A 14206-nucleotide genomic window follows, 5' to 3' on the forward strand; every position below is an offset into this window, starting at 1 on the left:
CGCAAACGGATTTTCTTTTTCAGGTAAAGTATGCTATACTCTTAGAGGTCGCCTGAAGATTGGGCGATTTTAACCTTGGCTTGGATGTTCGATCTCACCGTCGGTACCTGGGCCAATGGCGATTATAATGAGGGAGGTGAACAGGATGGCATTAACTCAAGAACGTAAACAACAACTGATTGACGAGCACAAAACTCATGAGTCCGATACAGGATCCCCAGAGGTGCAAATCGCTATCCTAACGGAAAACATTACGAACTTGACTGACCACTTGCGTACTCACAAGAAGGATCATCATTCCCGTCGTGGATTGTTGAAAATGGTCGGCCAACGCCGTAAGTTGCTTGCATACTTGAAAAACAAGGATGTTAAACGTTACAGTGCTTTGATCGAGAAGCTTGGATTGCGTCGCTAATCATCCATAAGATGTGCCGAAAACAGCCTGGTTGTCCACTGTCCTTCTTGGAACGACAGCGGCACAGCCGGGCTCTTTTCTAAGTATTGTACAATTTACCGTTTTCGAGCTTCCCCACAAAGTACTGCGTACGCTTCATAGCCTAAACTCCACTTTGTGGGGTTATCTTAATATAGATTCTTTATAGATTGTAGGCGTGGTCTGTTCGCTGAATTTCGCTTAATGGTATAACCAGGGGCAATCTATACGGAGAATGTTCTATACGGTTCGGGTTGTTCCTGTACATAGGTTTGCGATTTCGACCGTTTGGATGGCTCTGGTTAGGAAATGTGGACAGTGTTTTGCAAAAGACATGCTGATGGTAGAAGGAGATTTCAAAAAAAAATTTATCCCCATGAGGAGGGATTACATGGAAACACGTGTTGAAATGCAGCTTGGCGGAAGACCCCTCGTGTTCGAAACAGGGCGCCTTGCGAAGCAGGCAAATGCGGCTGTGATGGTTCGTTACGGCGAAACGGCAGTCCTGTGTACAGTGACAGCTTCCAGTGAACCGAAGGATTTGGATTTCTTTCCATTGACGGTCAACTATGAGGAGCGTTTGTACGCAGTCGGTAAAATTCCGGGTGGATTCATCAAACGCGAAGGCAGACCAAGCGAGAAAGCAATTCTTGCCAGCCGTCTGACAGACCGTCCGATTCGTCCGTTGTTCCCTGAAGGCTTCCGTAATGATGTGCAGGTTCTGAATCTCGTGATGAGCGTAGATCAGGATTGCGAGCCGGAAATCGCGGCAATGATCGGTACTTCCGCTGCCTTGAGCATCTCGGATGTGCCTTTTAACGGCCCGATCGGCGGCGTAGCCGTTGGTCGCGTTGACGGCAAATTCGTGGTGAACCCTAATATTGCCGAGCAGGAAGCGAGTGATATCTATCTGGTCGTCGCTGGCACCAAAGATGCGATCATGATGGTTGAAGCCGAAGCGAACGAGGTTCCTGAGGAAGTCATGCTGGAAGCGATCATGTTCGGGCATGAGGAAATCAAGAAAATCGTAGCCAAGATCGAAGAACTCGTAGCCGCTTGCGGTAAAGAGAAAATGGCGGTTAAACTTCATGCGGTCAATGAAACGGTGAATCGTGAAGTGCGCGATTTCGCCGAAGCTCGTCTTGTTGAAGCCGTTCGCATTGAGGAGAAACATGCTCGCCAGGATGCGATTGACGCTATCAATGATGAAGCGTACACCGTATTTGAAGAGAAGTATATCGAGACGCCTGAGTTGTTGAAGGATGTTAAAGAGGTGCTTCACGATATCGTGAAGGAAGAAGTTCGACGTTTGATCACGCATGACAAGGTTCGTCCGGACGGTCGTGGTCTGTCTGAGATCCGTCCTATCGATTGTGATACCAGCCTGCTGCCTAGAACGCATGGTTCCGGTCTGTTTACACGTGGACAAACCCAGGCTCTTAGCGTATGTACACTAGGTGCTCTAGGTGATGTACAGATTCTCGATGGAATCGATCTGGAAGAGACCAAGCGTTTCATGCACCATTACAACTTCCCGCCGTTCAGCGTAGGGGAAGCTCGTCCGCTCCGCGCTCCAGGCCGTCGTGAAATTGGACACGGCGCACTTGGTGAACGTGCATTGTCGAAGGTCATTCCGAATGAAGTGGAATTCCCGTACACGATTCGCCTTGTGTCTGAAGTTATCGAATCGAATGGTTCGACCTCTCAAGCGAGTATTTGTGCAAGCACGCTTGCTATGATGGATGCAGGGGTACCGATCAAAGCACCTGTAGCCGGCGTGGCGATGGGCTTGATTAAAGACGGAGATCATGTTTCCATCTTGACCGATATTCAAGGGATGGAAGACCATCTCGGCGACATGGACTTCAAGGTTGCGGGGACACCTGACGGGGTTACCGCCATTCAGATGGATATCAAAATCGACGGTATTGACCGCGCGATTTTGCAGGAAGCACTGCAGCAGGCCAAAGAAGGACGGATGCATATCCTTGGAAAAATGGCAGAAGCCATTCAAAAGCCAAGAGAAACGTTATCCCAATATGCGCCTAAGATTATTACGATGCAGATCAATCCGGACAAAATTCGCGATGTAATCGGTGCCGGCGGCAAGATCATCAACAAAATCATCGAAGAAACCGGCGTGAAAATCGATATCGAGCAAGACGGCCGCGTGTTTATTGCATCCTCCAACGATGAGATGAACAAAAAGGCTCTTTCGATTATCGAAGGCATTGTGCGTGAGGTAGCTGTTGGCGAAATCTATACAGGTACTGTTAAACGGATTGAGAAATTCGGTGCATTCGTTGAAATCCTGCCTAACAAAGACGGGCTTGTTCATATCTCCCAGCTCTCGACCGAGCGCGTAGCGAAGGTAGAGGACGTGGTTGCAATCGGTGACGTCATTACCGTGAAGGTTACCGAAATCGACCAGCAGGGACGGATTAACCTGTCTCGCAAAGCGGTTTTGACTGCGGAAACCAACAAGAGCGGATCGTAATCCGCGCTTGGTTTAACAGCATATAGATAGAAGGAAAAGAGGCAGAACCTATTATTCTGGCTCTTTTTTTTAATCATTCGGGCATCACTTTGCGGCACATATTTCCTCCTGAACCTACATAAAATGGGACAAAGCTTCTCAAGGGGAGGGTGGATATGCCCATGAATGGAAAAAAGATGGTCGTGCTGCTGACCGGTGCCGCAATGGTGTCGGCTGTTGCTGTGTTCAGCGGGGCCTGGGGATATGTTTCGGGACTGCAGAATAATAAACCGGAGGCGCAGCTCGCAAGCGGTTCAGAGAGGGCGGTAGACCTGGATTTATTGAGTCAAATTGAAGCCGCTGCGGCGAAGTCACGAATTGAGCCGGTGGATGCCAGGGTGGACTCCGTGTGGAAAGCGATACCCGGTTATAATGGACTCGAAATCGATATAGAGGCTACATACCAAGCTGCATCGTCAAAAAAACGAAAAGCCGGAGAAGCCATCCCGTACGTGTACCGGCAAATACCGGCCAAAGTAACGCTGAATGATCTCGGAGATCAACCAATCTATCGGGGCAACCCCAACAAGCCGATGGTATCTCTGATGATTAACGTGGCCTGGGGGAATGAATTTCTGGTGCCGATGCTGGACACGCTGGATGCGGAGAAGGTGAAGACGACCTTTTTCCTGGATGGGAGCTGGTTGAAGAAGAACCCTGAGCTTGCCGGCGAAATTCTGAAACGAGGTCATGAGGTGGAGAATCATGCCTATACGCATCCGAACATGAGCCGTCTCAGCAGGGATCGGGCGGAGCTGGAAATTGCGAAGACGCAGGACCTGCTCAAAGAAAGTTTGGGTGTAGAGAACAAATGGTTTGCTCCGCCTTCCGGCGATTTTAATCAGCAGACCGTATCCATCGCTAAAGCAAGGGGATTGAAGACGGTCCTATGGACGCTCGATACGGTTGATTGGAAGCATCCTGCACCGGATGCAGTCGTTCAGAAGATCTCCTCGAAGGTGGAGCCGGGTTTCCTGATTTTGATGCATCCCACCGATTCCTCGTCCCAGGCGTTAAAGGGAATGATTGACGGAATACGTGCCAAAGGGCTGGAAATAGGAACCGTTAGCCAGACGCTTTCTCCTGAGCGAATCATGCCGAAAGGAAGTTGAGCCGCATGGTAAAGTTTGATAGAATGAATGGATGGCATGAGGCTGGTAATCAGCTTATGTAAGCCTGGATGGAACAGTTAGGGGGGCCCTCGTGAAAAAAATACAATTGTCTAACGGCCTAAGAGTGGTTATGGAGCAAATCCCGACAAGTCGTTCGGTTTCATTCGGTATTTGGGTGAAGACCGGATCCCGTAATGAATCGGAGGACATCAACGGGATTACGCATTTTATAGAGCACATGATGTTCAAAGGGACGGAGCGTTTTGACGCCCGTGCCATTGCGGAGGAATTTGATGCCATCGGCGGCAACGTCAATGCTTTTACGTCTAAGGAATATACGTGTTATTACGCCAAGGTGCTGGATGAGCATTTTCCGATTGCGGTTGACGTGCTGTCCGACATGTTTTTCAACTCGAAGCTGGATGCGGGCGAGTTAGCCAAGGAGAAGAACGTCATTCTGGAAGAGATCGCGATGTATGAGGATACGCCGGATGATCTGGTGCATGACCTGATGTCGTTATCGGCGTACGGCGATCACCCGCTGGCTTATCCGATTCTGGGCACGAAGGAACGGCTTGAATCGATGGATTCACAAGCGCTGAGATCTTACATGGATAAACACTATACCATTGAGAATACGGTAATCGCCCTGGCAGGCAATATCAATGATGATGTGATTGAATTATTGGAGCGTCATTTTGGCGGCTTTGCCAATCACGGCAGCTCCGAGCCGCTGGCCGTGCCCGCCTTTTTGGACGGCGTTCAGTTCCGCAAGAAGAAAACAGAGCAGAATCATATCTGCATGTCGTTTCCCGGCTGCTCCATCGGAGACGAGCTTCAGTATGCAATGGCCCTGTTAAATAACGCCATTGGCGGCGGCATGAGTTCACGCTTGTTTCAGGAAATCCGGGAGAAGCGCGGACTGGCATACTCGGTATATTCATATCATAGTTCACACGCAGATAACGGGATGTTCACCATTTATGCAGGTACAGCGCCCAAGCAGACGAAGGAAGTCCTTCAGCTGACGACGGAAATGCTGCATGATCTGGCACAGAACGGGATGACGGAGGAAGAGCTGCGCAAAGGGAAGGAACAACTAAAGGGCAGTCTCATTCTAAGCTTGGAGAGCACGAGCAGCCGCATGAATCGCTTGGGTAAGAACGAATTGATGCTGGGCCGCCATTTCAGTCTGGATGAAATCATTAAGCGGATTGAACAGGTGGATATGAAGGATGTCGACGCGGTTCTTGACCGTATGTTTGGGACTCCATATGCACTAGCGATGGTTGGAACTTCAGATAAAGCACTGAATGTACTTAGGAGGAATGAATTTGTTGCACTACGTTCAAATCAATAGATTGCCAGGTAATGAAGATGTCAAACTTCCCGTGAAAATGTCCGAGCTGGCGGCAGGTTTTGACCTGCACGCAGCAGTTGCGGAGCCGGTGGTTCTGAATCCGGGCGAGCGCCAATTAATCCCGACTGGTTTTGCGATTGCCATGCCGGCCGAACTTGAAGCTCAAATCCGCCCGCGGAGCGGACTGGCTTACAAGCATGGCATTACCTGCCTGAATTCTCCAGGTACGATTGATGCCGATTATCGCGGAGAAGTGAAGGTGCTGCTGGTGAATTTGGGACAGGAGCCATTTGCGATTGAGCGCAATGAACGCATTGCCCAGATGGTGTTCAAGACCGTTCCGGCAGTAGAATTCATGGAAGTTGACGAGTTGTCCGACACCGTACGGGGTGCAGGCGGATTCGGTCATACCGGCAAGTAAACCCATTCATGATCCGTTATTCGGTATCCATCATCGTTTTACAAAGCACACCGCTCCGGCCTAGCCGGGCGGTGTTTTTTGCGTCAGCGTTCACCAAAATGGATTCGGATCCGGCTTCGCCCATAATAGCGGTATTTATTGCGTTAAGGCGGTAGTTTAATTGAAATACGCTCACCACCCTATAGGCGGCGGCATAAGATGGTTTATACGTTGGTTAGAAGAAAGGAGCGAGGCCTTCCATGCTGACTGGAGTCCGGACCGTCTTTGTTGGAGGAGACGCAAGGCAAATTGAGGTCATACGAAAATGCGCTGAGATGGATGCCTCCGTCATGATCGCCGGGTTTGAGAAATTGCAGGATTCTTTTCAGGGAGTGACTCGCGAGCCGCTCACGCCAGAGCTGTTATCGAATGCCGATGCTCTGATCCTGCCTGTCGTGGGATGTGATGACGAGGGACGTGTCAGCGCGCTGTTCTCAGAAGGGCCATTGCGATTGCAGGAGGAACATATCGCAGCGATGCCCGGACATGGAGTGATCTATACAGGCATGGCGAAACCCTATTTGCGCTCGCTATGTGACAAATATAAGATCAAGCTGGTAGAGATTTTGGAGAGGGACGATGTAGCCATCTATAATTCCATTCCGACAGCGGAAGGTGCGCTGATGATGGCGATCCAAAACACGGATTTTACGATTCATGGATCAACCAGCATGGTGCTTGGCATGGGACGGACAGGGTTCACCATGGCTCGCAGCCTGCAAGGGCTTGGTGCCAAAATCCGGATGGGCGTACGCAAATCGGAGCACTATGCCAGAGCGGAGGAAATGGGCTGGAAGCCCTTCCTGGTAAGGGATCTGGGTTCTTATGTGTCGGATATTGACTTGCTTTTTAACACGATTCCAACTATGATAGTCACAGCACAAATCATCTCGAAAATGCCTCGGGAGGCAGTCATCATCGACCTTGCCTCCGCACCTGGCGGATGCGATTTTCGCTATGCTGAAAAACGGGGTATCAAAGCCATGCTCGCACCCGGACTACCCGGAATCGTGGCTCCAAAAACAGCCGGCATCATTATGGCCAACACGCTGGTGGAGCTGATTTCTGAAGAAATCAAGATTCGGGGGGATGCGTAGATGAATTGGAATGGAATAACAGTGGGTTATGCCCTGACAGGATCGCATTGCACGCTTGAAGAAGTGATGCCGCAGATCCAGCGGTTTAAAGATGGTGGAGCAAATGTGGTGCCGATTGTATCCAGCACCATCATGACAACCGATACCCGATTCGGCACATCGGAGAATTGGCAGAAACAGTTGAAAGATATAACCGGGAATGATATTATTTCTACAATTGTGGAGGCGGAACCGCTAGGTCCATCCAAGCTTCTTGACGTTCTGGTTATCGCCCCATGCACGGGAAACACGACCAGCAAGCTGGCCAATGCGATGACTGATAGCCCTGTACTAATGGCAGCCAAGGCGCAGATGAGAAATTGCAGACCGCTGGTTCTGGCGATTTCTACGAATGATGGCCTTGGGCTGAATGCGGCGAATATCGCTAAGCTGCTTGTTACGAAAAACATTTATTTTGTTCCTTACGGACAGGATAATCCGCAGCAGAAGCCTAATTCGCTTGTCGCCAAAATGGATTTGATTCCGGAAGCGTGTTATGCGGCTCTGGAAGGGAAACAGCTGCAGCCGATGATCGTAGAATATTCGCATTAACCGCGATTTAGCCTTTGAACAACAAGGGCATCATAGAAAAGTGTGACAGCCGCGGTTTCATTCATGAAGGGGAGTTTAGACAGATGACCGAGCATCTTTATAATGTGGCCGTTGTTGGAGCAACTGGCGCAGTCGGGCAACAGATTCTCAAGCTGTTGGAGTCGCGTCATTTTCCGATTGCTGAGTTAAAGCTGTTGTCCTCTGCAAGATCTGCCGGTAAAGCATTGAACTTCAAAGGCCAAGCGATCCTTGTGGAAGAAGCAACCCCCGACAGTTTTGCAGGAATCGATATCGCGCTGTTCAGTGCGGGCGGCGATGTGAGCAAGGCACTTGCGCCACATGCGGTACGCCATGGAGCGGTATGCATCGATAACACCAACGCATTCCGCATGGATCCGGATAAAGTGCTGGTCGTGCCTGAGGTTAACCCTGAGAAGATTGACGAACATAACGGTATTATTGCGAATCCGAATTGCTCAACGATTCAGATGGTAGCAGCGCTGAAGCCGCTTCATGACGCATACGGCATATCCCGCATTATCGTTTCAACCTATCAAGCCGTTTCTGGCGCCGGACATCAAGCCATTGATGAAATGCTGCGCCAGAGCAAAGAGATTCTTGACGGCCAAAAGGTGCAGCCTGATATTTTACCTGTTGGATCGCTGCCTGTAAAACATCAAATCGCCTTTAACGCGATTCCGCAGATCGATAAATTTACAGAGAATGGTTATACCTTGGAAGAAATGAAGATGGTCCGCGAGACCAAAAAAATTATGGGCGACGAATCCATCGAAGTGACGGCTACCTGTGTTCGTATTCCAGTCGTTAGCGGGCATTCGGAATCCGTGTACGTTGAATTCAAGAATGACTATGATCTGGAAGAAGTTCATCGACTTCTGTCGAATGCACCCGGTGTTACGCTGGTTGACGATCCAGCTGCACAATCGTATCCGCTTGCTACGGAAGCCGTGGGAAAACCGGATGTATTCGTAGGAAGGCTTCGCCGCGATCTGGGACATAAGCGTGGACTTAACATGTGGATCGTTTCAGATAATCTTCTGAAGGGTGCAGCATGGAATGCCGTGCAAATCGCAGAAATCATCGTCAACAAACGGAACGGCCAGGCTTAGTAGCCGGCCGTTTCAGTCGGTCGGCCCGAAATTTACGTCTCCTGGGCATATACAAACGGAGGAATATTTTATGCGCATCTTAGTTCAAAAATTCGGCGGCACCTCATTATCCACACCGCAAGCAAGAACCCATGTTATTGGGCACATCCAGCGCGAACTGGCTAATCACTACCAATTGGTCGTAGTCGTATCGGCTATGGGACGCCGTGGGGAGCCTTACGCAACAGATACTCTTCTGGAATGGATCAATCATAATGGAAACGCGCTTCCAGACAGAGAGCGGGATTTGCTGCTCTGCTGTGGTGAGATTATCTCAGCTACAACGCTGTGCAGTCTGCTTCAGCATGAAGGGATAACCGCGACGGTGCTGACGGGTGCCCAAGCCGGATTTCTTACAGACGATCACTTCGGAAATGCACGCATTAAGGACGTAAAACCTGAACGGGTTTTGAAAGAGCTGGAGTCTCATCAGGTCGTTATCGTGACCGGTTTCCAAGGACAGACCGATTCGGGTGACTTTACGACGCTGGGGAGGGGCGGAAGCGATACGTCGGCTACCGCGCTTGGAGCCGCTCTTCGCGCCGAAATGGTTGATATCTACACGGACGTTAACGGTATTCTTACGGCGGATCCCCGCATCGTGGAAGATGCGAAGCCGCTCAGCTATGTAAGTTACACGGAGATTTGCAATATGGCTCATCAAGGTGCCAAGGTGATTCACCCTAGAGCAGTTGAGATTGCCATGCAATCCCAAATTCCGGTCAGAGTGCGGTCAACCTTCTCGGATAATGAGGGAACACTGGTTACCCAGCCGGAAGGTTTCAGAGATATACAATCCGGAATCGTGGACCGCTTTGTGACGGGAGTTGCTTATGTAAGCAATATTACGCAAATCTCAGTGGAGTGCGATCGCATGGAAGGTCTTCAACTGAAGGTTTTCAAATCGATGGCGGAACATTCCATCAGCGTGGACTTTATTAATGTTACCCCTACAGGAGTCCTTTATACGGTATTTGACAGCGATTCGGAGAAGGCGATTGAAGTGCTGCAAAGCCTTGATTTGAAACCAAAAAGCTTGTCCGGCTGTGCGAAGGTATCCGTCATTGGCGGCGGCATCAACGGAGTTCCGGGCATCATGGCCAAAATCGTGGAATCCTTGAGCGAGCACGATATTCCGATTCTGCAATCGGCAGATTCGAACACAACGATCTGGGTGCTTGTGAAGAAGGAAGATATGGCTCAAGCGCTGCGCGCTTTGCATCACAAATTCGAACTTCACCGATAAGGACCCGAGATGATCTGTTCGTTAAACGTTTGATAGGAAATACTATATATAAGATTACTTACGAAGAAAGCTTGCCCGCTTGGGACAGCTTTAAGGAGGAATCATTGTGGATTTCGGAAGATTGATTACGGCTATGGTAACCCCATTTGATCAGAACGGCGAGATCAATTGGGACGAGACTGCGAGATTGATTGAGCACCTGATTGTGGAACAGAAGTCGGACTCCCTTGTTATTGCAGGGACAACGGGCGAATCGCCAACGCTTCGCGAAGACGAAAAGCTAGAATTGTTTAAGTTCGCAGTGAAGCAGGCGGATGGACGGAGCAAGATCATCGCAGGTACCGGCAGCAACGATACGGCACATTCTGCAGAATTGACGAAAAAAGCGGAAAGCTGCGGCGTCGACGGTATTTTGCTTGTCGCTCCGTATTATAATAAGCCGAACCAGGAAGGGCTCTACCAGCACTTTAAGGCGATCGCTGAGGCAACTTCCTTGCCTGTCATGCTGTATAACGTACCGGGGCGGACGGGCATCAGCCTAAGCACGGCCACTACCTTGCGTCTGGCTGAAATACCGAACATCGTTGCGACCAAGGAATGTGCTTCGATTGACCAGGTCACGGGCATTGCCGCAGGGGCTCCGGACGGGTTCATCGTATATTCCGGCGACGATTCCGCAGCACTGCCTGCTCTGGCCGTTGGTGCTTACGGGATCGTAAGCGTGGCCAGCCATATCGCTGGTGCCCGTATGAAGGATATGATCCAAGCTTATGTGGAAGGAAACGTTAAGGAAGCTGCCAAGCTGCATCAATCCTTGTTTCCGCTGTTCAAGGGCCTGTTTGAGTGTCCTGACCCGCTTCCGAATCCGGCGGCGGTTAAATTCGCTCTGAATGAGCGGGGCTTTCAGGTCGGCGGCGTTCGCCTGCCGCTCGTTTCTCCTAGCGAGAATGAGGCTGCATTTATCCGTAAGATGCTGTCATCCTTGTAACCTGCGCACCCACATACTCAGCCACTGCCTTCGATGAAGGCAGTGGCTTTCTTCGTTTTAAACCCTTCTGTTTCTGGGTATCCTATGGCTCACGAAGGTGGTTGACTTGTGTTTTCACTTTTTCATCATGTATAATGAATTCAAGTGACTGGGTGCGGTATTTTTTTGAAATTTAATATAACAATGGTACGACGTCCAAAACTATAGGAGGGTTAGATACATTTGTCTAAGAAAATAAGCAACGATAAACTATCGATTTTTGCCTTGGGCGGCGTCGGTGAGATCGGGAAGAACATGTATGTCATTCAATATGCCAATGACATCGTTGTCGTGGATGCGGGATTGAAGTTCCCAGAAGAAGATATGCTTGGGATTGATATTGTTATTCCTGATATTAGCTATTTAACGGAGAATCGAGACAAAGTGAGAGGGATTTTGCTGACTCACGGTCACGAGGACCATATCGGCGGCCTCCCTTACGTATTGAAACACTTGAATGTTCCTGTATACGGAACGAAATTGACGCTCGGACTCGTGGAAAACAAGCTCAGAGAAGCGAACTTGCTTGGTGAGACGAAACGGATTCTGATCCATGCGGATTCGGAAGTACAACTCGGAAACACATTGAAAGCGACCTTCTTCAAGACTAATCACAGTATTCCGGATTCCGTCGGAATCTGTATCGAAACACCGGAAGGCAATGTAGTGCATACAGGAGACTTTAAGTTCGACCATACTCCGGTAAATGACCAATATGCGGATCTGCAGCGTATGGCTGAGATCGGGAGCAAGGGAGTATTGGCTCTTCTGTCAGACAGCACGAACGCAGAAAGACCAGGCTTCACACCTTCCGAGAAGAACGTGGGCATCGTGCTGGAAGATATTTTCCGCAAGGCCGAGCAGCGGGTGGTTGTTGCAACGTTTGCATCCAATGTGCACCGCATCCAACAGGTTGTCAACGCAGCTGAATCCACGGGCCGTAAAATTACGGTTATCGGAAGAAGCATGGTCAACGTGGTGTCCATTGCCGCTGAGCTTGGATACTTGTACATTCCGGACGGCATGCTGATCGAACCTGAAGAGGTTAACAAAATGGCGGCCGATCGCGTTGTCGTATTGTGTACAGGCAGTCAAGGAGAGCCGATGTCAGCGCTCACACGCATGGCGCGTTCCACTCACCGCAAGGTGGATATTCTGCCGGGGGATACGGTTATCATTGCAGCGACACCGGTTCCAGGTAATGAAAAATATGTCGGCCGTACGATTGATGAGTTGTTCCGTCTTGGAGCAGACGTGATTTATAGTGGATCCAATTCGGGCGTCCACGTATCGGGTCACGGCAGCCAGGAAGAACTTAAGCTGATGCTGAATCTGATGAAACCGCAATTTTTCATCCCTGTCCATGGCGAATACCGGATGCAGCGCCGACACGCTCTGTTAGCAGAGTCCGTTGGTGTTGATCCCGATAACATCTTTATTACCGATATCGGTGAAATTGTGGAAATTCAAGGCGGCTCGGCCCGCAAAGCCGGCAAAGTTACCGCTGGCAATGTTCTGATTGACGGACTTGGCGTTGGTGACGTAGGAAACATCGTACTGCGCGATCGCAAGCTTCTGTCCCAGGACGGAATTCTGGTCGTTGTCGTTACCTTGAGCAAGCAAAACGGTTCCATCGTATCCGGTCCTGATATTATTTCGCGTGGATTCGTATACGTACGGGAATCCGAAGGGCTTCTGGATGAAGCCAATCGTATCGTTTCCAGCACGCTTCAGAAGCTGATGAGTGAAAACGTGAATGAATGGGCGTCACTGAAGACCAGCGTAAAAGACGCTTTGGGACGCTTCTTGTATGAACAAACACGTCGCAGACCGATGATCTTGCCGATCATTATGGAAGTCTGATACAAGATAACAACATTAATCAGGCACACAGTCGCCCCTTTTTCGCAGGTAATAATTGGACGGTTCCCGCGAAAGAGGGGCTTTTTATAGGTTAATCCTAAAACTTCTCCGAGTCATTTCGGCAGAAGTTTTTTTGTGGTTTATGCAATGTCGACCTCATGCTGAAGCATCAGATAAGCATAAAATAGTCCCGTCATTTGCCATACTAAGGTTTAGCTATGTGTTGGTTGCAGCAGCTAGACATTAAGATAAAGGCAGGGATGCGCAGTGGACAACGATCAATGGATGACCGGCAGCAGAAAAGGAGAATGGACTGGTGAGACGGAGGCTCCTCAGGTCATCCCCACCGAGGAAGCCAAGAAAGCGGCCGTGACGGAAACCATACAGCAGCTGGGACAGACGGGGCTTCCGACCGGTGGGGAATCGAACGTATTTTGCATGACGATAATTGGACAAATCGAGGGCCATATCGTGCTGCCTCCGCAAAATAAAACGACCAAATACGAGCATATGATTCCACAGCTCGTGGCAGCTGAACAAAACCCACGGATCGAAGGTCTCTTGATCATTCTCAATACCGTTGGCGGTGACGTGGAAGCCGGACTTGCCATTGCCGAGATGATTGCATCGCTCAGCAAACCGACCGTAACGGTAGTCATTGGAGGCGGGCATAGTATCGGCGTCCCGATCGCTGTAGCGGCAGACCACTCGATCATCGCGGAGAGTGCGACGATGACCATTCACCCGATACGCATGAGCGGGTTAGTCATTGGCGTGCCGCAAACCTTTGAATACATGGAGAAAATGCAGGAGCGTGTCGTTCGTTTTGTGACGAGCCATTCGAGGATAACAGAGGAACAGTTTAAGGATCTGATGTTTAAAACCGGTGAATTGAACAGGGATATCGGTACCGCGGTTTCGGGTACAGACGCCGTCAAATATGGCCTCATGAACGAAGTGGGGGGAATCGGGCAGGCCTTAAGCCGGTTGAACAGTATGATTGCAGAACGTAAAACGATAAGCCCTGGGGGGATCACGCAATGATATGGTACAGCGTCATCCCTTTGGATTCAGCCGGGCTGCTGCAAGGAGATCAGGCAGCCGTTACGTCCAGGGAAATTCGGGTTGAAGGAATACTGATGGAAGTTGAACCGATGTCAGAGGATCAGGCGAAAATTGTCCGTTTACTCGACTGCGGGCTTCAAGATTACTTGAATCCACGCTATTCTCCGGGGGCAATGATTCGCTATATTCCGACGGTAGAAAATGAGGCTAAAGGCTGAAAACAGAACATAGGTACGCCACCGAATAT

At 49.9% G+C, this 14206-nt stretch carries 13 protein-coding genes; all 13 read left to right on the top strand.

Features of this window, described 5'->3' with window-relative positions:
- The first annotated feature begins 145 nt into the window (after positions 1-145).
- The 13 genes from rpsO to M4D81_RS06565 all read left to right on the top strand — a co-directional run bounded on the left by rpsO (position 146) and on the right by M4D81_RS06565 (position 14177).
- The gene (gene rpsO / locus M4D81_RS06505; protein ID WP_006211281.1) at positions 146-415 is read left to right on the top strand and encodes a 30S ribosomal protein S15; all 270 of its coding nucleotides are present in this window, start codon (positions 146-148) and stop codon (positions 413-415) included.
- Between the two features lie 409 nt (positions 416-824).
- On the top strand, positions 825-2930 hold the full coding sequence (gene pnp, locus M4D81_RS06510; protein WP_113058664.1) for a polyribonucleotide nucleotidyltransferase: 2106 nt from the start codon (positions 825-827) through the stop codon (positions 2928-2930).
- A gap of 155 nt (positions 2931-3085) precedes the next feature.
- On the top strand, positions 3086-4081 hold the full coding sequence (locus M4D81_RS06515; protein ID WP_260065168.1) for a polysaccharide deacetylase family protein: 996 nt from the start codon (positions 3086-3088) through the stop codon (positions 4079-4081).
- A 91-nt stretch (positions 4082-4172) separates the two neighbouring features.
- Entirely contained in the window at positions 4173-5441 is a 1269-nt protein-coding gene (locus M4D81_RS06520) for a M16 family metallopeptidase (protein ID WP_260065169.1), read from the top strand.
- Positions 5416-5862, top strand: a complete 447-nt coding sequence (gene dut, locus M4D81_RS06525) for a dUTP diphosphatase (RefSeq protein WP_181469793.1) — start codon at positions 5416-5418, stop codon at positions 5860-5862. The genes M4D81_RS06520 and dut overlap by 26 nt, the downstream gene beginning before the upstream one ends.
- 239 nt (positions 5863-6101) lie before the next feature.
- Positions 6102-6998 (top strand): dipicolinate synthase subunit DpsA, encoded by an 897-nt coding sequence (gene dpsA, locus M4D81_RS06530; RefSeq protein WP_071220128.1) that lies wholly within the window; start codon positions 6102-6104, stop codon positions 6996-6998.
- Positions 6999-7589, top strand: a complete 591-nt coding sequence (locus M4D81_RS06535) for a dipicolinate synthase subunit B (RefSeq protein ID WP_071220129.1) — start codon at positions 6999-7001, stop codon at positions 7587-7589.
- A gap of 83 nt (positions 7590-7672) precedes the next feature.
- Positions 7673-8719, top strand: a complete 1047-nt coding sequence (locus M4D81_RS06540) for an aspartate-semialdehyde dehydrogenase (protein ID WP_260065172.1) — start codon at positions 7673-7675, stop codon at positions 8717-8719.
- A gap of 70 nt (positions 8720-8789) precedes the next feature.
- Positions 8790-10004 carry an aspartate kinase gene (gene dapG, locus M4D81_RS06545; protein ID WP_260065174.1) on the top strand — a complete coding sequence of 405 codons (1215 nt, stop codon included), beginning with the start codon at positions 8790-8792 and terminating at the stop codon, positions 10002-10004.
- A gap of 106 nt (positions 10005-10110) precedes the next feature.
- A complete protein-coding gene (dapA, locus tag M4D81_RS06550) occupies positions 10111-10992 on the top strand; it encodes a 4-hydroxy-tetrahydrodipicolinate synthase (RefSeq protein ID WP_260065176.1) in 882 nt (293 codons plus the stop codon).
- 222 nt (positions 10993-11214) lie between these two features.
- Entirely contained in the window at positions 11215-12894 is a 1680-nt protein-coding gene (locus tag M4D81_RS06555; protein ID WP_071220133.1) for a ribonuclease J, read from the top strand.
- A 285-nt stretch (positions 12895-13179) separates the two neighbouring features.
- Positions 13180-13938 carry a ClpP family protease gene (locus M4D81_RS06560; protein WP_397376667.1) on the top strand — a complete coding sequence of 253 codons (759 nt, stop codon included), beginning with the start codon at positions 13180-13182 and terminating at the stop codon, positions 13936-13938.
- Positions 13935-14177 (top strand): YlzJ-like family protein, encoded by a 243-nt coding sequence (locus tag M4D81_RS06565; RefSeq protein WP_260065177.1) that lies wholly within the window; start codon positions 13935-13937, stop codon positions 14175-14177. Before M4D81_RS06560 ends, M4D81_RS06565 begins: the two co-directional genes overlap by 4 nt.
- The last annotated feature ends 29 nt before the right edge of the window (positions 14178-14206 follow it).

The sequence above is a fragment of the Paenibacillus sp. p3-SID867 genome (genome assembly GCF_025142895.1).
In the GTDB taxonomy this organism is placed as follows: Bacteria; Bacillota; Bacilli; order Paenibacillales; family Paenibacillaceae; genus Paenibacillus_AQ.

Excerpts from the sequence above, each read along its gene's own strand:
- dapG (WP_260065174.1), top strand. The coding sequence starts at position 8,790 with ATGCGCATCTTAGTTCAAAAATTCGGCGGCACCTCATTATCCACACCG.
- M4D81_RS06565 (WP_260065177.1), top strand. The coding sequence starts at position 13,935 with ATGATATGGTACAGCGTCATCCCTTTGGATTCAGCCGGGCTGCTGCAA.
- dpsA (WP_071220128.1), top strand. The coding sequence starts at position 6,102 with ATGCTGACTGGAGTCCGGACCGTCTTTGTTGGAGGAGACGCAAGGCAA.
- M4D81_RS06535 (WP_071220129.1), top strand. The coding sequence starts at position 6,999 with ATGAATTGGAATGGAATAACAGTGGGTTATGCCCTGACAGGATCGCAT.
- M4D81_RS06515 (WP_260065168.1), top strand. The coding sequence starts at position 3,086 with ATGCCCATGAATGGAAAAAAGATGGTCGTGCTGCTGACCGGTGCCGCA.
- pnp (WP_113058664.1), top strand. The coding sequence starts at position 825 with ATGGAAACACGTGTTGAAATGCAGCTTGGCGGAAGACCCCTCGTGTTC.
- M4D81_RS06540 (WP_260065172.1), top strand. The coding sequence starts at position 7,673 with ATGACCGAGCATCTTTATAATGTGGCCGTTGTTGGAGCAACTGGCGCA.
- M4D81_RS06560 (WP_397376667.1), top strand. The coding sequence starts at position 13,180 with ATGACCGGCAGCAGAAAAGGAGAATGGACTGGTGAGACGGAGGCTCCT.
- rpsO (WP_006211281.1), top strand. The coding sequence starts at position 146 with ATGGCATTAACTCAAGAACGTAAACAACAACTGATTGACGAGCACAAA.